Source organism: Methylocystis sp., from assembly GCF_021731785.1.
GTDB lineage: Bacteria > Pseudomonadota > Alphaproteobacteria > Rhizobiales > Beijerinckiaceae > Methylocystis.
This window is the reverse complement of record NZ_JAKFWS010000118.1, coordinates 1-17,348: the sequence shown is the minus strand read 5'-3', so window position 1 is coordinate 17,348 and position 17,348 is coordinate 1. Positions and strand designations below refer to the sequence as shown.

The following is a 17,348-nucleotide window of genomic DNA, read 5'->3' as shown; positions in this document are numbered from 1 at the left end:
ATAAATTATGCGCGAGTCCCACAAATTTCGGCGCGGCTTGTCCCATGAATTGTGAATCGGAATTCCGAAATTATGCGCGGTCCCGCCGCGCCGAGCGCCCAATCCCACAAATTATGGCTGTCCGACAGGCCCGCCCGTCATTTCGAGGTCAAAAATCCGACGCCTCGGCAGGCTGGGGGAGGGTGTTTTCGGTCGCTGTCCCCGGAACTCCGGGCCGATCGAATCATGTCCGATAAGCGCACATTATCGGACATGGAGGCGAGACGACAAGCGCGGCGGAGTTGGCGCGAATTTTACTGACAAAGCGCCGCACCAAACGTTACGATTCCGCGCATGCTGGAGAGTGATTCGCGCGACTTATCCGACCTTGCGCCCATCGCTGCGAGGCGTCCGTCGCGCGTCGCCCGTCGGCGCCAAACGGGTCTGTCGCCTCGGCAAAGTCTCCCGGAAATCCAGCCGTTTCCTCGTTGGGCAAGGCTAGACGGCGCCGCCGGCGGCGCCGCGTCGGCGATGTTTGTCGCCGGCGCCGGCATCGCCCATCTCGATCAGCTGTTGCGCGCCGGAGAGGATGGCGGCGAGCCCGTTTTTTCACGTGCGCTGCGCCAGCGTCTGGCGCTTAAAGCCGCCGCGACCTGCGCGCGTCTCGCGCGGCTGCGCGAAGACGAGGCGGCATTGCGCGACGCTGAGCATCTGAGCGGCTGCGCCGACACCAGCCTGGCCGGACGCTTGCATCGCCTGTTTCGGCTCTTCGCGTCGCGCGCCGTGAAATTCGACGCGCAGACTTTGTCCGCCGCCGCCGAATATGTCGGGGCGCCGAGCGCCTTCGACGCGCAGGGTATTGCCGAGGCGTTGCGCCAAACCGTCGCCAGGGCCAATGATCCGCTTGCCGCGGCGGCGGGCGTGAGCGCAGCCGCCGTGCATGATCTCGCGGCCGTCCCCGCGATCGACGCCGAAATCTTCGCGCTCTGGCTCGCCGACCTCGCCTTGGCGCAAAAACTCGGCTGGAAGGCGCCGGTTCCGCTGCTCGCCACAGTGATCTTTCACCCCGCATTGCGCCGCGATCAGAACGGCCGTCGACCGCGCCCGGACGATCGCGACTGGTCGAACGCGCTCGCCGGCGCTTACGCGCTTGCGGCGCGCGAGGCGGTCCATCTCGCTGGCGCCTTGTCGCGTCAGACGAAAAAACTTTTCGACGCGGAGCCGAAACTACGCGCGAAAGGTGCCGCGCGAGTCATTGAGCTGCTGCTCGCCGATGATTGCGTCACGCCGGCGCGCGCCGCGAAACGTGCGCGGCTTTCGGACCGCGCCGCGCGCCGGCTGTTCGATCGTTTGATCGAAGTTGGCGCCGTGCGCGAACTGTCCGGGCGAGCGAACTTCCGCCTCTATGGGTTGTAGCGTTTTCGGGCGAGGGAGGAATCGGATCGCATGCGGAAAACGCGACAAGACGCAATGTGAGGCGCGGACCATGGGTCGTCCAAAAAAGCGCGAAATATACGACGACTTCGATCCCGTTCTGACAGACCTGCCGGAAGCCGCGCGCTGGCGGGAATGGATGGGCTGCGTCGAAGCGGTGATTTTTGCGGCGCAAAGCCCCGTGCCGCGCGACGCGCTTGCAAGAGTAGTTGGTTCATCCTGCAATCTCGACGACCTGATTTCGGACATTCGTGAGGATTTACGCGCGAGACCCTATGAGCTCGTCTTTGTCGCCGGCGGCTATCAACTGCGCACCAAGCGGCGTTTCGCGCCGGCGATCCGGGCGGCGAGCGGCCACGGATTGCGCGACGCCGGCGCGCCCGAACTGACGCCGACAGAGATTTTGGCCGTGACGGCGATCGCTTATCTGCAACCCGCGACGCGCAGCGACTTGTCCCGTCTTGCTGGGCGGGAGATTAGCCGCGACGTGATCGGCGCACTCAAGCGCCATGGGCTGATCGACGGCGCCCTGCGCGCGCCAGAACCCGGCGCGCCTTTCGCTTATGTAACGACGAGAAAGTTCCTGGAGGTCTTCGGCCTCGCGTCGCTGCGCGAGCTTCCCGAGATCGAACGGCTCGAAGAAGAAGGGCTCTTGGAGACGAGGGCCGAGGGCGATCTCAATGAGGTTTTTGGCGTAGGAGAGGAAGATTTCGAAGAGCATTGGGAATGATCAGTGACAAGGGTTCCGCACTCCCTGTCTGCTCGTCGCTCTCACGGCGAAAAAAAAAGGGGTTCGAGCCCCCTAGGGAGCGCCAGTAAAATCAAGAGCTTATAATTTGGTAAGGGAACTCGTCGAATATTCGTCGAATATAAACGTCTGCGCACGCCGGCGACGGTTTCAGGCGGCAAGAAGAAATTAGAATGCGGGAACGTATTGCCGATGGATTTTGAGCGCGGCGTCGAACGTTGTTCGCGGAGCAAATCATGACAGTTAGGGACAGCAACGGAGTTGAGTTGAAGGATGGCGACTCCGTGACGCTCAAACGAGGGACGTTGATTAGGAATATCCGCCTCACTGACGATGACCAAGAAATTGAATGCCGCGCAGAAAAGATCAAAGGTCTCGTGCTCAGAACGGAGTTTTTGAAAAAGGCGTAGGCGCTCCTCGTCTGCCGCGCCAATCCGCCGAAGCAGTTGCGCCCGCCCCGCGCCCCGCGGCAAGATCGGGCGTCCAGCCGTAGGACGGTCGGCGTGCTGATGTCCCGCTCCAAGCAAGCCGCGACGTCAGCGCGCCGACTCCTAAGCGCTCACGGCCGCACTTTCAAAACCGTTCGCAGAATCGGTGAGACCCAATCAATTATTCCGACCGCCGATTATTATTGGCTTCGCGTAGGAGGGATTCGCGTTGGAGTGGACCGCCATCGTTACGCCCCATCAAACGTGCGAGCATTCGAGCACGAATCAAGGGGATGGAAAAATGCGAGAAACGAACGCCGATCTGTCGGACCGACCGCGTTTCAGCGTTGTTATATCAGAAGACGGCCGGCGCATTGGCGCGCTATGGGAGAGCGAAGCGATCCGCGCGCGTAGTAATTTTGGCGCCGGTGGCGCGCTACAGGCAATCGACGATCACTCGCCGCGTCGAATTATATGACGGACCCAATTTGATCGACACGTGGTCGAGCGACGACGGTGGCTCCGCCACGCGCGAGAGCATTTGAGCCGCGACACCGGCACCGAATCCGACAGCGTCGGTTTCTATTCCGGCGCAGCCTACGGATAGTGATTTGGTGAAAAAAGACCCGGATCATTCCTTCGATCCGGGTCGAATATCGAGCCGCGAGTTTGTGGGCGGACTCGTGATTCGGAAGCGTAGGTATTGAGCGCGCAAGGATCAAGGCGGGCTGGTGACTTTCCCCAAGCGTCTTTTCAAAAAGCCGCCGCGCGCCTGTCTCGCCGCGAGCTTCGGACTTTTTCCCAACAAAGCTGCGGCCAGGACGGTCGACCACGGAAGGACTGGCGGCCGTCTTTGTTCTTGGACGCGGCCCAAAGCAAAAGACGCCCGCCTCCGTTAGGAGTGCGAGCGTCTGTCAGAGCTTATGAATGAGGCGTCTTCCCTCCCACTCCCGCCGCTGCGCTCTTTTTTGGTCTGGCGCATTCTCGGCACTCTGCGTTGTTGCGTTTAGCTCGGCTTCGGTTTGGCTTCAATAGAAATCGCCGCCCCTGTCCGGCGCGCGATGCTCGCGCCAGCTCGGCCGCACGTCGTGGCCGCGCCTCGCTTGCCGAGCATTTGAGCCGCCGACGCAGCAAGCCGCTACATCCGCGCGTCCCGAACTTAGGCTACTAGCTGTTTTCCCGTCCGGCATGTGCAATAGGTAACGGCGTCTGAAGGATATCCGCTTTGACGCTGAGACTGAGGCAAGAGCTATGAAAAAAATTTCAGCCCGAAACGTGCTCGAAGGCACCGTCGAGGAGATAAAAGAGGGAGCCACGACTTCGCACGTGCTGATCGACGTGAAGGGCAACACCATCACAGCGTCAATCACCAACGAGTCTGTCGAGGAACTCAGCCTACAGGTGGGCAAGAAGGTATACGCCGTCATCAAATCTTCCGAAGGGATGGTCGCTGTCGACTGAACAAGAAACGCCCCGCCGTTACATCCACGGTCGGGGCGTTCTGTCGAGGTGCGCTGGCAAAGAGAAAACCGGCGCTCGCGAGAATGTATGTCCTCACCGCCTCTGCCGCAAACCCTCGCGCCCAACCGCCGACGGCTTAGCCGCCATTGCGGCGCTGGTCGCGTCTTCGTCGCAGTTCGCCCAACAGCGCCGCCATCCGCTCCGGCAGCGGCTCATGAATGATGTTGTCGTGCCTGAATCGCAGCCGTTCACCGATCCTTTCGAGCGCGAAGGCGAACTGCTGTTCGGAGTCACGGGCGACCGCACTTCGCCAGCGGTCCGACGCTTTGTCTGGCATGGCGTTCTCTCCCTGAAGGGAAAAGAACTGCGTCACAGTCAATTGGTTCCCTAGAAAACGCCAAAAAAGCAAAGCGTTAGCAGGGGCTTAAAGCGGCGGCCGGCAAACACAAGCTGAGATTCACGTCATGCCGCACTGGCCGCCGCATCGAGTGAGCGTTTATTAGTGCGAGGCTAAGGCGGGCGCGCGTCGGGCATGAGAATATCAAGGCACTCGAATGCAATGCAGTAGAAGGTCATTGGTTAGTGTTCTCGCCTGTCTGCCGTTCGCTCATTTTTTAGCGGGCGCCGCACTAGCGCAGCAGCCTGAAACATCAAAATTTGGCGCTTGGGAAACGCAGTGCTCACCGTCAATAAATAACGTCAAGGTGTGCGCGTTGGTCCAAAAGGCGATGTCGGAGGAACAACCGAATGTCGGCTTAATGGTGGCTGTCAGAAAAGCGCCGGGCATGCCCAACGGAGTGATTCAAGTTTTCGCGCCGCTGGGAACTTTCTTGCTGGAAGGCGTAGGGATCAAAGTCGACGAGGCTGAATTCGCGAAGCTGCCATTCTTCAGATGCACTCAGATTACCTGTGCTGCTGAAGGCCCTATCAGCAACGACCTGATGAGCAAGATGCTCAACGGCAAAAATTTGCTAATTACAATTTACGTTAATCCCGGCGAGGGACTTCGCCACATATTCACTCTCGATGGCTTTAAAGATGGCTACAATGCGCTGCGGGAGTGAAAGCTGAAAGCATGTGCGGCCGCTATACGCAGCATCTCGCAGCTAAAATTTGGCGTTCAGCGTGATGTATGCCGACCGCCGCATGCCGGGCTCGGAATATATGCCGGCGACGAGGCGAACGCCTTCGTCGATTGGTGGCCGGCGTTTCGCCACGCGCGGCGGGCGTCGGGCTCGGACAGACCAAGGCCACGTGCGGTTTTTCTGACACCGCTTTGCGGCCGCCCACATTGGGCGTTTGCGTCAGCTTGACGCGAAACCATCTCCGCCTGTCGGGAGACATTTTGGGTTGAGAATATCCGATTCCAAATCGAAAAAGCCATTAAACGTGAGAATATCGACCTTCAATATTCTCACGTTCAATGGCTTTGCCTCGCTGCTTGAGCTTCAAGCCTCGCTGTTTCGCGTAGGCGTTCGAACGCTCTTCGTCCCCGGAGCGTTGTCTCCTTCCAAACAACATTGAGGATGGCGGGATTCGTGATCGTTTTCGCCACGCCTGCCAAAAGCGCCGGCCGGAATGAGATCGGAAGAGCTGCAACGGCCGCATGATTGACCTTGCGCTTGATAGGCTGCGCAAGATCGTCGAATTGGGGAAAGAGCGTGCCAGGCGTCCAGCCGACGGCGCGATCGCGACCATTCGCGCCGCATGGCCGCCACGTATGCACGAGCAGCGCGCGCATGAGCGCGATCGGCGAATAGTCGAACGAGACATCGCCGTGCAGGAAACGCTCAATGATCGCCTCGCCGATTACAGCTTCCTCCCACACGCGCGCGAATGGGCTGGTGTCGCGCAATGTTTCGCCGGTATCGGGACGCTCGTTCGTGTCCGACAAAGGCGCGCCGCAAGCGGGGCAGGTGATCCGCCAAGCTTTTCGCCAATGTGTCAATCGGCGTTGAAGTTTGGCTCTGACTCACTTTTGATGAAGTTCGGGCGCCGGCTGGTGTTGGTTTCGTGATGGAATCAACGCCATGCCTCGCAGCCTGCGCCCCGCGGCCTTTGTGCCACCCGGTTTCCACGTTGAAAATGCCGTCCACGACGGCGCGATCACGGTCATCACAGTTCGCCACACGAGCAAGTCAAGTCAATGCCCTGGTTGCGCGACGATCGCTGAGCGCGTCCACAGCCACTATCTCCGGCGCTTGGCCGATCTGCCATTGGCGGGTCGGCAGGTTCGGCTCATTGTCATCGCGCGACGGTTCCGATGCGACGCTACTTCCTGTCGTCGCGCAATTTTCACGGAGCGCTTCAGCGCCGATGCTCTGGCGCCGTGGGCTCGCCGAACAGCGCGACTGGACTGCCTTGTCCATCATCTGGGACTTGCCCTCGGCGGCCGTCCTGCCGCCAACTTCGCTCGCCGATTAATGCTGCCGGTAATGGTCGGGATCGATGACTGGGCGTGGAAGCGTAATCGGCGTTACGGCACGATCATTTGCGATCTCGAACGACGACGGCCCATCCGTCTTCTGCCCGACAGGGAGCCCGCGACCGCGCAGGCGTGGCTGGCCGCTCAGCCACAGATCGTCATTGTCGCGCGTGACCGCGGCGGCGCCTATTCGCTGGCCGCCACCAAGGCGTTACCGCAGGCCACGCAGGTCGCCGATCGCTGGCATCTGATGGAGAACGCCAGCCATGCCTTCCTCGAGGCCGTGCGCAAATCGATGCGTCAAATCCGTTCCGCAATCGGCGCGGCGACCGTCGACCCGGATCTGCTCACCGCCGCTGAGCGTATTCAATACGAGGGATATCTGCGGCGGGAGGATGCGAACGCCGCCATCCTTGTGCGCGCCAAGAATGGAGCCTCGATCAGACAGATCGTACGGGAGACCGGGCATAGTCGGGGACTTGTACGCAGGATTCTGCGCGGCCAGCGTTCAGACGTATTCGGAACGCGCGAAAGTTCTTTGGAGCCGTATCTGCCCTGGCTCGACGTGCAATGGACCGCAGGCCTTCACAGCGGCTCCGAGCTTTGGCGGCGTCTGAAAAGCCAGGGATTCCGGGGATGTTTGCGCGTTGTTTCCGAATGGGCTGGACGGCGGCGTCGGGCCGAGAAAGCTGATACTTCAAGCTTGCGCCGCGTCCCTTCCGCCAGAACCATTGCGCGGCTGATGACGACAGGTCGCGACACGCTCTCCAAGTCAGAATCCGTAACGATTGCGGCGATAGAAAGCGGCGTCCCGCTGCTCGTCGAAGCGCGAAGCGTCATCGCAGCTTTCCACGCCATGATCCGAAAGAAGCATGATGCGGAGCTCGGCGCCTGGATTGAGCACGCAAAATTGAGTCTCGTCGCGTCCTTGGCTAACGGCGTCATAAAAGACAGGGCTGCTGTGCGCGCCGCAATCATATCCGCTTGGTCGAACGGACAGACCGAAGGTCAGATCACAAAGCTCAAACTCGCGAAGCGACAAATGTATGGGCGCGCAAAAATCGATCTACTCGAAGCGCGCCTCATCGGCGCGAACTGATCGCGGCCTGCATCAAATCTGCGTCAGAGCCAAATTTGCACGCCTAATCGCAGGCAGCGTAGCGCCCCAGTTAGTTTGACCGTCCTCTCGGAGCCCGTGGGGTGTCGCCGGTCGCTCGCCGACCGCAGCCGCATACGGGGTTGAGCGGGACTCAGGACTTCCTGTCGCCTCGCTTGACAAAGTTGCTTTCACTCCAAGTTACCTCCCCATTTCGACATTAACGTCGAATCCCCAACTGTAGCGCCGAAGAGAGGGGTATCGCCGGCTTTCGGCACTGCGCCCGTCGCGAGATATTCTTATTAGGAGGAAGGCATGGCCTCGAAGCGCATCAAGACCTTGGCTCTGGCGGCTGCCGTCGTGACTTGCGCGGGAGTTGGTTCCTCAAGTGTAGCTGATGCCCGTTACCATACGAAGCGGCATTACGGTTGGCATTCTCACCGGGGGGGCGCCCCTTACGAATACATGGGGCCCACAACTTACGCTTTCGGCTACAGTATGGACATGGTCGGTCCGGCCTATGGCTGCGCGGCGTCAGGCCGCTACGACAGCGAACAGGGCGAGGGCGGTGTCGGGCTGGGGGCTCCTACCTTTTAGCGCTTGTGCGCGCATCGAGCATCACGGCTGCTTTCATGCCCATGAGAGCGTGCCGGTTTCAATGGCCGGCCAACCTTCCCATATGCCCGCGGCCAGGGCGCGGCAGCGATGCTTTCCCTGCGAAACCGATCACGTCCATCGTCTGCCCCCCAGGGCAGTCAGGGCAGTTCCATCGCCTGCGGCTTCTATGGCCGCGCCCACCGTGCGCTCCCATAGGAGATCGAACAAGCCAGCCTCGGCAAGCGGAATAGGCAAGATCGTCAGATACCCGCGCAGCACGTCGAGGCCAAACAGAAGCGGAACGATCTCGGCAAGCACTGGTTTCAGATCCACGGTGTCGACGTAGCCGGGAAAATCGTCGTCCGGCGACGGCTACGAACGTCGGAGGTGTTCGAGTTTTTCAAAGGTGAGATCGCGTGCGAGGTCTTGGCAGTGCCTTTCTCGCGCGCATTTGCCCCAAGCTTGCCGCGCAATGAAAACGTCATCGCGAATCCGGAGCTTGGAGCGCTGTTTCGACCCTGTTTTCGTCGCGCCCTGAGGCGACTGAGGCGCTCCGGCGAAGTGGTGCCGCGCGCGATTAGGCGCGAAACGCGCCCCGCTAGTGAAATCTGAAACTCTGCACGCCGTCATAGGCGCCGCCCGGCGGCGGCGGCGCGCGCAAGCCCGAGACGATGGAGCGCGCCAGTTCGCCGTGCTTGGCCGATGACGCCGAGACGACGGTGACGCTATTTGGCGCGCCTGACGCGCCAAGACGAAAGCGAACGACGGCGCTTCCTTCGCCGAGACTTGTCGTGCCCGGCGAGCGCGCACGGATGAGCTGACCAAGCTTGCGCAGATAGGCGCTGTTGTCGGCATGTTTCTTTTTATCGGGCGACTTCTCGGCCGACTTCTCGTCCCGCGCGGCCTTCGGCTGCTGTTCGCGCTCGGCGGCGGTCTTGTCTTGGCGCTTTTCGGTTCGCGCCTCGGGCTTTGTATCCTTGCTTTCTTCGCGCTTCGGTTCGGCGCTGTCTTCAGCCTTCGGCCTTTGCGCCTCGTCGAGCGCGCGCCGGTCCGCTCGCGCCAAGCGCGCAGGCGAACGCCAATGCAGAAAGACTCAATGTCAGTCGAGAAATATGCCGCACTTCCCTCTCCTTCTATAAAAATGCGCGGGCCTCACGCGCATGGATCATGCAGTAGCGGATGGAAAGTTTTGAACGGCGCGGCCGACTCATTTCGGCGTGCCGCGGAACTTGAAAGTTTGCCCCACGTCCATTGATCCGCCGGGCGGCGGCGGCGCTTCGACGCTCGACAGAATCTTTTTCACTGTCTCCGCAAGCGCGGGGCTCGTCGCCTTGTCGATCGTCACCTTGTCGATTTTGCCTTGCGCATTGACGTGGAAGCTCGCCGTCACCTCCCCCTCGCCCGCCGGACTCTCCGTGGGCGTTCGCTTGGCGATCGCGGCATAGAGCGCGCCAAGGAACTTGCTCTCCGACATCACGGGAGCGGCGGCGGGCGCTACCACCGTTCCCTGAATCGCCGGCGCGGCTGGCCTTGTCGCCGCAGCGCGCGGCGGCAAAGCGTTTGTCGTGGCGGCGCGCGGCGGCGCAGGCGTTTGCGTCGCATTTGACGACGGCTTGGCGTCCTCGGCGCGCGCGGCGCATGCGGCGAGCGCCGCGGCGAGGGTAAGCAATCGCGCGAGCTTCATCATGCCCCCAAATATTTCGGAACGATCGATCGCGGCGGGCGGGAGCGTCCGCCGCTGTTGGCGTCAATGGAAGGCGAACGCCTGGCTGACGTAAGCCGAGCCGCACATGCTTGGACCGCGCGACGACGACACGATCCGCCGGGCCAGAGCCGCATGCGCCGGAGTCGACCCCGACGCCGAAACGCCCGACAGACCGCCGCCCGGATCGACGTGGAACGTCACGCTGGCGTGGCCGGGGCCGAGGCTCGTCGAGCCGGGCGTATGCCGGCGAAGCGCGGCAGCGATATGGGCAAGACACGTCGCCTGGGATGCGCCCGAACTCGCGGCGTGTCCCTCCGGCGCGCCGTAGCGCCGGCGCGCCTGCGCCTGCTGACGCTGCTGCGCGCGCTGGACTTGCTGCTGCTCGACCTTCTTCTTGATCTCGTCGACGTCTTCCTTCTTTGCCGGCAGGGGTACGGCGTCGGGCGCCATCACCACCGGCGGCGGAAGCGCGATCTCGGGCTCCTCGACCGCTTCGGGCGGCGGCGTGTCGTCGGCTTCGGCGACTTCCTCCTGCTCGAAGAAGTCGCCTTCCGACACGAGGTCCATGCTGACCGAGTCGAGGGAGATCGCGTTCGGCTTCGCCGAATAGGCTAGTATGCCGAACACCAGGACGTGGGCGGCGATGACCGCGGCGGTCGTTACCGAGCGAAGCCACGGCGGCTTGATCCGGTCCGGATCCGAGGGCGGACGGTCGCCCTCTCGCGTCATATGCTGCTGCGGACTGAGCGCGAGATCGGTCATTTCGCCGCCCCCGCGGGCGCGGCCGGAACATGCGCCGGTGGGGCGCCGGCCGCCGCAGGCGCTGCGTGGCCATGCGCGCCCTTCGTGCCCGGGCCGGTCTTGCTGCGCGAGTTGGTCATGATGGCGATATGGGTGATCCCGTTTGTCGCGAGCCTATCCATCACCGCGACGACCTCGCCATAGACGGCCTCCGTGTCGCCGCGGATATGAACGACGCGCGTCTGGTCGTCGCCCATCATCACCTTGATGCCGTCGATGAGCGCGTCGGGCGACGTTTCGTCCGCGCCAAGCGCGATCTTGCCTTCCTTGCCGACCGTTACGACGATCGGCTCTTTCTGGTTGATCGGCATCGCGGCGCTCGCCTGCGGCAGATTCACCTTGACGCCCTTGGCGAGCAATGGCGCCGTCACCATGAAGATGATGAGCAGCACCAGCATGACGTCGACGAGCGGCGTCACGTTGATATCGGCGAGCGGCTGATAAAGGTCTTCGGTTGCGCTCTGGCGCTGACGTGAGGGCATACCCATTACGCAGCCTCCCGCTCACGACGCGGACGCGCCTGATGGCCGCTGCACATCAGGAGTGACTCGTCTTCGATGTAATGTGCGACCTGCTGGCCGACGCGGGCGAAAGCGGCGCCGATGCGGTTGTAGCCGACCGAGGCGGGAATCGCGGCGGCAAGTCCGTAGGCCGTAGCCGCGAGCGCTTCGGCGATGCCCGGCGCGACGACCGCCAGGCTCGTGTCCTGCGACTGCGCGATGCCGGCGAAGCTCGTCATGATGCCCCAGACCGTGCCAAAGAGGCCGACGAAAGGCGCAACCGACGAGATAACGGCGAGATTGGGCAGCCCGCCTTCCGCCTTGGTCAGGAACTCGCGCGCCGTGCGGCTCATATGGTCGGCGATGCGGGCGCACTTGTCGCCGATCGTCTCATCCGGGAGATCGAGCGCGAAAGCTTCGCGACCTGCTTCGGCCACGGGCGTCAGGACGCCGACGTCCCCGCCCGCGCGTGCGCTGCGCGCCGATTTGGCGATGCGTGTGACCGCCACAACGCCTTCAACGATGAGCACCCACGTCCAGATCGACGCGAGTAGCAGCAACGCCATGACGACCTTTCCGACCGGACCGGCGTTGAGAAACATGGAAAGGGGGGAGAGCGTGTTGTAATCCATGGGAACTTAACTCTTCCTCGAGAACGCGTTCGCCGTTCGCGCCAACGATATGCTGATTATTGTCATTTTTCTTATCGCAGCCGCCGCTGTCAAGGGCTAGCAAGAGCTCCCGTTTTCGACGAAAGCCTTCCACGTTGTGAATCAGATTGCACTACCTTCTGTCCCCATCAGGAAGCGGCCAAAACGCCGACGTGAAGAGGAGCGAGTGAACTATGGGAGCGAATATTCCGCCGACCGCCAAAACTAAAAGAAATAACCGCAAGACCGTGACCTGCCCCCGAACTTTCATCCAGTAGCAAGTTGAGTCCCAGCGGTTGTGATCCGCTCCCCTAAAAGTAGACCGTTTCTGGGTAGAGTTTTCCGCGATCCTTGGCTGGCGGGCGCGCCTAGCCGGGGAAATCTCCGCCCAAGGGCGCTGAGCGCCTTGAGCGGAAGCGTTGCGTTATGCTGCATTGCGACACGAGCTGGGCGACGCGATAAGGAGCGCTGCGCCGCGGGGCGTTGCGTTGCCGCCTTCGATATTGAGGCTCGGCAAAAATTTGCAAGCGGAGCATCAGACAATCGTCCGCCCGTGACGCGGCTTCCGTTGACGAGATCTCAACAGCGGTTACATTCTTTTGCTGAGGAATTTTGCAAAGAGTTAAGGGGACGCTCTTCGTTATGGCGGCGGCAAAGTCTCACGGCGCGGCGGCGATAAGCGACAGGGTGAAGGAAATCTTCGCCCGAGCGATCCTTGCCGCGTCGAAGACGCCGCCCTTCGCAGAGCATTGCAGAGTAAAAGCCGTGTGTGACATACACGAAAGCGGCGAAATTATCCCGGCAGGCTCGACCGGAACCATCGTGCATGTGATCTGTGACGGTCTCGGATACGAGGTCGAATTTACGTCGCCGAAGCTCGTCGTTGTTTCAGCCGTTCGTTCCGAACTCGACCTTGCGTGAATGACTGCATAATAATTGACGAGGCTAAGATTATGAAGCCAGACGCTTTGCTCACCTCTGACGGTCATTACGACCGATCCGCGATTATGACCGACGCGCATCGTCAACGCCGCCTGATGGCGCGGCACGGCTGGACGTGGAGCCGCTGTCTACGGTTCTCGTGGACGAAGGCGCGCGTCATGCGCGAGCGCCTGAACACCGCTTCTAACAAGCCCGTGCGCGCCCTGGTCAGCCCGACCCCGGAAGGCGTCGATGCGCTCTACATGGCGATCACCGGGCGGAACGTTTCGGCGGCGGATATGGTGCGGCTCGCCGATCGAATGGCGTCGCTTTCGAACTAGCCCTTTGGTCCATTCGGCGCGCGGCTTAGCTTTTGTCGAGGTTCTGAGCGCGCCGCCATTGCAACTCGGTCGGTAAGGCTGACATTTTGTCAGGCAAAGGTTCTTCGTCACGCCAAGAGCGTTGGTCTGATCCTGCATGGCGTTGTCGCCGATCTCGAGGAAAGCGAGTTAACGTCAGACGCTGCGCGCAGCGTCTCTCGCGCGGACATCATTCTTTCGACCGGCTACATCGGCTACGTGGGCGAGGCGACTTTCCGCAAGTTGCTCGCGCAGATGAAGCGCCGGCCATGGGGGATCTCCTTCGTGCTGCGAATGTTTCCCTTTGATGGGGTCGCGCAGGCGTTGAGTGACTTTGATTACGTCACGGAAGACCTGGACGGAGCCACTTTCATACAGCGGCGCTTCCGGAACAGTGACGAATTCGAACATACGTTGCAGACTCTCGCGGCCCTCGGAAAAGATACGCATGGCCTGGAGGGGGAAGGCCTCTATCACGCCGATCTCTCTATCTCTCGTCCCGCCGAGGAAGCGGCGGAACTGTCGCTCTGCGAGTTCGTAACGATCGCGAGCGGCCGTTATCGGTCCTTCGCCCCGCGCTATGTCCATGTCGAGACCGAAAACGGCAAGGTCGTCACGTTGGAGCCCTGAGCGCGACATCGGACTGGACCGTCGAGGGTGCCCAGACGGCGCGCCTGCTCATCGCTGCATTCGTGGCAGAGCGAGGCGATCTTGTTCGATAGTGTTGCGGTTGATAAGCCTTAATTCGAACCAGTGACGCCATCCTCCTGCGTCATCGCCAATGACGCGTGACCGCGATATAGCGCCGCCATCTGTGCGCTATCCGTCCCGCCCCGCGCCTTTGCGTGGCGCGCCTGCGCGAGTTGCGTGCACACCTCGCTGTGCTTTTAGGCTCTGGACATGGGGATTCGTCCCCACGTGGAGGAGTATATCTTCACGCCATTCACCGCGGCTCTTGAATCAGACGGCTATTTTGATTTTCGACCGCAGCAGCTGGGAGAGCGCGCCGGCTCCGCCGACCATGTCCGATCAGCAAGATCCTTAGCTGTTCACCCTCTAGTCATCTGGAACTGAAGTTCGCTTCATTATAATCTCCAGCTTTCGGTTGAGAGCGGGAGCGCGGTTATGGCCAATGGGACGGGACGTCCGATTGCTCCGTTGATCCTCAACGCAGATGAAAGAGCGTACCTCGAACGACAGGTTCGTCGCCATCGTGTGGCTCGGTCTATCGGAACACTGCCGCGTTATCCTGCGATGCGCGGATGGCGTGCCCAGCAAGTCCGTTGCGAGCGAGTTGGGCGTGCATGAGCACACGGTCGGCAAGTGGCGGCGGCGCTTTCTGAAGGACCGCATTGAAGGGCTATTGGATGAGGCCCGCCCTGGCAGACCTCGGACAATCGACGATGACCAAGTCGCCGCTGTTATTGAGCGCACGCTCCGGCACACGCCAAAGGACGCCACGCATTGGTCGATCCGGTCCATGGCGACGGAGACACTTTCACACACAACGATTCGAAGGATCTGGAATGCTTTTGGCTTGCAGCCGCATCGCTCGGAGACTTTAGCTTTCCAGCGACCCGCTGTTCGTCGACGAGGTTCGCGACATCGTCGGTCTTTATCTGTCGCCGCCGAATCGGGCGCTGGTGCTCAGCGTCGATGAGAAGAGGCAGATACAGGCGCTTGATCGGGAGCAGCCGGTTTGCCAATGATGCCAGGCGTTCCCGAGCGCCGAACTCATTCTTATATCCGCCACGGCACAACGTCGCTGTTCGCGGCCCTGGATATCGCTTCCGGATTTGTGATCGGCAAATGCTACAAGCGTCATCGAGCGACGGAGTTTCTGGACTTCCTGAAGGAAATCGATGCGCGTGTTCCCGAGGGTCTCGATATCCATATCATTATGGACAACTGCGCCACCACAAAACCGCTGTGATCAAAAACTGGCTGGTGAGACGTCCCCACTACCATGTGCGCTTCACGCCAACATCGGCATCGTGGATCAATCAGATCGAGCGCTGGTTCGCCGAACTCACTCGCAAGCAAATCCGTCGCGGCGTCCATACGTCAACGAACTAGCTCGAAGCGGATATCCGCGCCTTCATCGAGCGGCACAATGAGAATCCCAAGCCATATAGATGGACCAAATCCGCAGACGAAATCCTCGCGTCCGTCAAGCGCTTCTGTCAGAAAACAGAGCAGACATTCGGCGGCGAACTTTAGATTCACGTGACTAGCGCATTCACCTCGCTGAGCATGTACGCCAGCCGGGACCTTCGCGGCTCACCGGAAAATACCTGCTGCCCGAATATTTGCGACCGAGGCAGCGCCGGGTTACGATTTCTGCAAGTCGATGGTGTTGATCTCTCCGCTGGCGGCAGAAACGCCCCGACCGTGGGTAACGGCGGGGCGCTTTTTTCGTTTCAGCCTAGCTTTGACGCCAGCACGTCAACTTTCTCGATTTTTGGCGGCTGCGAGAAAAGCTCCGGCGCCTTCGCCATGAGCGCCTTCGCCACCTCCCCGGCAAGATGAGCGTCTCTGCCGGCTTCGTCATGGAAAACGTCGAAAATGCCGAAAGTGGAGGCTGACATTCTGATCGCGAACCACGAAACCGTGCCCGGCTCTGCTTCCACGAGCGGCAGCGCTGATTTCAAGAATGCTGCGACCTCATGTTCCTTGCCGACCTTCGCTTCCAGCGTCGCCAAGATACCAAATTTCACCATTGCGCGACCTCGCTGTCGAACTACCGCCTCCTGCGATCATTTTGCACCTTTCGAGGTAATTTGCACCACGGCATATTTTTCGCTCGCCCGCGCTGTCGCCGCTTGGCATTCACTTGCGGAGTCACGGACGAAACAATCCGCGGAAACGAGGGTTCGGCACATGAGCCTGCCCATGAGAACGACGAGGTCACCGCCGCGCTAAATCTTGTGTCGGAAACAGCGGCGGCGATCAAAGCATTTGAGGAGCAGGCAGCTCAAGCGCTAATACGCGCTCATGAAGCCGCCGATGTTGTGAAGGAAGAGCTGGGCCACGCTGAGTCCGCGCCGAACGCGCAGAGACGATGCTGCGCTTGGCCGAGGCTCAAATCGAGCAAATATCTGCCGCCGTCGAGCAGGCGCATCACGAGCTTAAAACGCTTCGATCACAACTCGTCTCCAAGACGGCAGAGTTCTCGCCGCATCGGAACGGCGTGCACACGACGCGGTGACCGCCATTGAGAAAATCACGGATGTGATCAGGGCGCAGCTTCCCGCCAAGTTGAGCGTTCCGACAGAGTAAGCCGCCAGTACCGACAACGCTGCCACCCCGGGCGATGGTTTGAGCGACGGCCTTGGTGTCATCGCTGCCCGTTGATTTCGGCGGAGGCAAAGAGGGTTTACGGCTTATATGCTGCGTGGTTCACAGATTAGAAAAGAAGCCGTAACTTCACTTCGGCATGTACTGGCGTAACCCTTGTCACAGATGACGACGCGGGGCTGAATGTCGGGGCCGAGATCGAGCAGCGTTTCGAAATGTGGCGCGTCGGCGGCCTCGCCGCCGGTCAGATCGAAAGCGATGATGTCGCCCGACGTATCCGATTTGGCGTAGATTTTCGTCGTGAAGCCGCCGCGCGAACGCCCGAACGCCTGCCCCTCTTGCTCCCTTTGGCGCCGGCGGTGGACCATGAGCGCGCACGATGGTGGAATCAAACATCTGCATCAGATGCGCCGATGAACTCATGGAAGCGAGCGCGACAAAGAAGGCCTCGAACACGCCGGCCTTGCTCAACCGGTCGAAACGCTTCCAGACGCTGTTACAGTGATCGAACTGCTCCGGCAGAGCGCGCCATCGTACGTTTTGCGGCGTACTGACACGCTGCTGAACGTCGCAGCGAAATTGCGCGTCAAAAGAGCAGGGGTGCGTCATTGCGTTGTTACTTGCCGACGATTGCGTTTCAGCGTCTCGCGCGCCGACTGCCGGAACGAAGCTGAAATGACAAGACAGGGCGGACGCGGAAAGCTGCCACCTCGCCGTTTTCCCGAGCGGGTCGCCCCTGTTTCGAAGACAATCTGAATTTGCGGGACCCTGCACTTGAACATTGGGCCACGCGCAACATTCTTCCCTGACGCGAGCGTAATTTTTGACCGGAGCGCCGGATGACGACTCTCGATTTAGCCGACCCTCTCCGCCGGGACGTTCTTTACGTCGCGACCGGCGCATGCGCCGTCGTGGCGACGGCGGCCGCGATCTGGCCTTTGATCGAT

General features: G+C 61.0%; 21 protein-coding genes and 2 pseudogenes. 13 read left to right on the top strand and 10 right to left on the bottom strand.

Features of this window, described 5'->3' with window-relative positions; translation table 11 throughout:
• Window positions 1-333: 333 nt before the first annotated feature.
• The 4 genes from QZ964_RS16990 to QZ964_RS16975 all read left to right on the top strand — a co-directional run bounded on the left by QZ964_RS16990 (window position 334) and on the right by QZ964_RS16975 (window position 4,050).
• Window positions 334-1,395 carry a DUF1403 family protein gene (locus QZ964_RS16990; protein WP_292532972.1) on the top strand — a complete coding sequence of 354 codons (1,062 nt, stop codon included), beginning with the start codon at window positions 334-336 and terminating at the stop codon, window positions 1,393-1,395.
• Between the two features lie 70 nt (window positions 1,396-1,465).
• Window positions 1,466-2,143, top strand: a complete 678-nt coding sequence (locus QZ964_RS16985) for an SMC-Scp complex subunit ScpB (protein WP_292532971.1) — start codon at window positions 1,466-1,468, stop codon at window positions 2,141-2,143.
• Between the two features lie 254 nt (window positions 2,144-2,397).
• Window positions 2,398-2,571, top strand: a complete 174-nt coding sequence (locus tag QZ964_RS16980) for a PhnA domain-containing protein (protein WP_292532970.1) — start codon at window positions 2,398-2,400, stop codon at window positions 2,569-2,571.
• Between the two features lie 1,269 nt (window positions 2,572-3,840).
• The gene (locus QZ964_RS16975; RefSeq protein ID WP_292532969.1) at window positions 3,841-4,050 is read left to right on the top strand and encodes a TOBE domain-containing protein; all 210 of its coding nucleotides are present in this window, start codon (window positions 3,841-3,843) and stop codon (window positions 4,048-4,050) included.
• Between the two features lie 136 nt (window positions 4,051-4,186).
• On the opposite strand, the gene QZ964_RS16970 is transcribed toward QZ964_RS16975, so the two are convergent.
• Entirely contained in the window at window positions 4,187-4,387 is a 201-nt protein-coding gene (locus QZ964_RS16970) for a NepR family anti-sigma factor (RefSeq protein WP_292532967.1), read from the bottom strand.
• A 238-nt stretch (window positions 4,388-4,625) separates the two neighbouring features.
• Between QZ964_RS16970 and QZ964_RS16965 the strand changes: the two genes are divergently transcribed.
• The gene (locus tag QZ964_RS16965) at window positions 4,626-5,114 is read left to right on the top strand and encodes an invasion associated locus B family protein (RefSeq protein ID WP_292532965.1); all 489 of its coding nucleotides are present in this window, start codon (window positions 4,626-4,628) and stop codon (window positions 5,112-5,114) included.
• A gap of 356 nt (window positions 5,115-5,470) precedes the next feature.
• Here QZ964_RS16965 and QZ964_RS16960 read toward each other — a convergent pair whose 3' ends face one another.
• A complete protein-coding gene (locus tag QZ964_RS16960; protein ID WP_292532963.1) occupies window positions 5,471-5,944 on the bottom strand; it encodes a hypothetical protein in 474 nt (157 codons plus the stop codon).
• Between the two features lie 136 nt (window positions 5,945-6,080).
• Here QZ964_RS16960 and QZ964_RS16955 point away from each other — a divergent pair, with 136 nt between their 5' ends.
• Window positions 6,081-7,574, top strand: a complete 1,494-nt coding sequence (locus QZ964_RS16955; protein ID WP_292532961.1) for an ISL3 family transposase — start codon at window positions 6,081-6,083, stop codon at window positions 7,572-7,574.
• A 462-nt stretch (window positions 7,575-8,036) separates the two neighbouring features.
• Entirely contained in the window at window positions 8,037-8,168 is a 132-nt protein-coding gene (locus tag QZ964_RS16950; RefSeq protein WP_292532960.1) for a hypothetical protein, read from the top strand.
• A 129-nt stretch (window positions 8,169-8,297) separates the two neighbouring features.
• Here QZ964_RS16950 and QZ964_RS16945 read toward each other — a convergent pair whose 3' ends face one another.
• The 6 genes from QZ964_RS16945 to QZ964_RS16920 form a co-directional block, all read right to left on the bottom strand.
• Window positions 8,298-8,501 (bottom strand): hypothetical protein, encoded by a 204-nt coding sequence (locus QZ964_RS16945; protein WP_292532959.1) that lies wholly within the window; start codon window positions 8,499-8,501, stop codon window positions 8,298-8,300.
• A 265-nt stretch (window positions 8,502-8,766) separates the two neighbouring features.
• Window positions 8,767-9,231, bottom strand: coding sequence for a hypothetical protein (locus QZ964_RS16940; RefSeq protein ID WP_292532957.1), 465 nt, complete (start codon window positions 9,229-9,231; stop codon window positions 8,767-8,769).
• A 144-nt stretch (window positions 9,232-9,375) separates the two neighbouring features.
• Window positions 9,376-9,855, bottom strand: a complete 480-nt coding sequence (locus tag QZ964_RS16935; protein WP_292532956.1) for an energy transducer TonB — start codon at window positions 9,853-9,855, stop codon at window positions 9,376-9,378.
• A gap of 60 nt (window positions 9,856-9,915) precedes the next feature.
• Complete coding sequence (locus QZ964_RS16930; RefSeq protein WP_292532954.1) at window positions 9,916-10,635, bottom strand: energy transducer TonB; 720 nt, start codon at window positions 10,633-10,635, stop codon at window positions 9,916-9,918.
• The gene (locus QZ964_RS16925; RefSeq protein ID WP_292532953.1) at window positions 10,632-11,162 is read right to left on the bottom strand and encodes a biopolymer transporter ExbD; all 531 of its coding nucleotides are present in this window, start codon (window positions 11,160-11,162) and stop codon (window positions 10,632-10,634) included. Before QZ964_RS16925 ends, QZ964_RS16930 begins: the two co-directional genes overlap by 4 nt.
• Window positions 11,162-11,806 carry a MotA/TolQ/ExbB proton channel family protein gene (locus QZ964_RS16920; RefSeq protein WP_292532951.1) on the bottom strand — a complete coding sequence of 215 codons (645 nt, stop codon included), beginning with the start codon at window positions 11,804-11,806 and terminating at the stop codon, window positions 11,162-11,164. Before QZ964_RS16920 ends, QZ964_RS16925 begins: the two co-directional genes overlap by 1 nt.
• Window positions 11,807-12,466: 660 nt before the next feature.
• On the opposite strand from QZ964_RS16920, the gene QZ964_RS16915 reads away from it, so the two are divergent.
• The 4 genes and pseudogenes from QZ964_RS16915 (at window position 12,467) to QZ964_RS16900 (ending at window position 15,324) form a co-directional block, all read left to right on the top strand.
• Window positions 12,467-12,745, top strand: coding sequence for a hypothetical protein (locus QZ964_RS16915; RefSeq protein WP_292532950.1), 279 nt, complete (start codon window positions 12,467-12,469; stop codon window positions 12,743-12,745).
• 32 nt (window positions 12,746-12,777) lie between these two features.
• A complete protein-coding gene (locus QZ964_RS16910) occupies window positions 12,778-13,086 on the top strand; it encodes a hypothetical protein (protein ID WP_292532949.1) in 309 nt (102 codons plus the stop codon).
• Between the two features lie 237 nt (window positions 13,087-13,323).
• Window positions 13,324-13,734, top strand: coding sequence for a hypothetical protein (locus tag QZ964_RS16905; RefSeq protein WP_292532947.1), 411 nt, complete (start codon window positions 13,324-13,326; stop codon window positions 13,732-13,734).
• Window positions 13,735-14,229: 495 nt separating this feature from the next.
• Window positions 14,230-15,324 (top strand): annotated as a pseudogene (locus tag QZ964_RS16900) (IS630 family transposase).
• A 200-nt stretch (window positions 15,325-15,524) separates the two neighbouring features.
• Here the strand turns inward: QZ964_RS16900 and QZ964_RS16895 are convergent.
• On the bottom strand, window positions 15,525-15,824 hold the full coding sequence (locus QZ964_RS16895) for an antibiotic biosynthesis monooxygenase (protein ID WP_292532945.1): 300 nt from the start codon (window positions 15,822-15,824) through the stop codon (window positions 15,525-15,527).
• 341 nt (window positions 15,825-16,165) lie between these two features.
• Between QZ964_RS16895 and QZ964_RS16890 the strand changes: the two genes are divergently transcribed.
• Window positions 16,166-16,312, top strand: a complete 147-nt coding sequence (locus QZ964_RS16890) for a hypothetical protein (protein WP_292532944.1) — start codon at window positions 16,166-16,168, stop codon at window positions 16,310-16,312.
• Between the two features lie 175 nt (window positions 16,313-16,487).
• Here the strand turns inward: QZ964_RS16890 and QZ964_RS16885 are convergent.
• A pseudogene (locus QZ964_RS16885) lies at window positions 16,488-16,739 on the bottom strand (transposase); the annotation flags it as partial.
• A 501-nt stretch (window positions 16,740-17,240) separates the two neighbouring features.
• Here QZ964_RS16885 and QZ964_RS16880 point away from each other — a divergent pair.
• Window positions 17,241-17,348: ubiquinol-cytochrome c reductase iron-sulfur subunit N-terminal domain-containing protein (locus QZ964_RS16880; RefSeq protein ID WP_292532973.1), on the top strand; the 108-nt coding region annotated here is incomplete at its 3' end.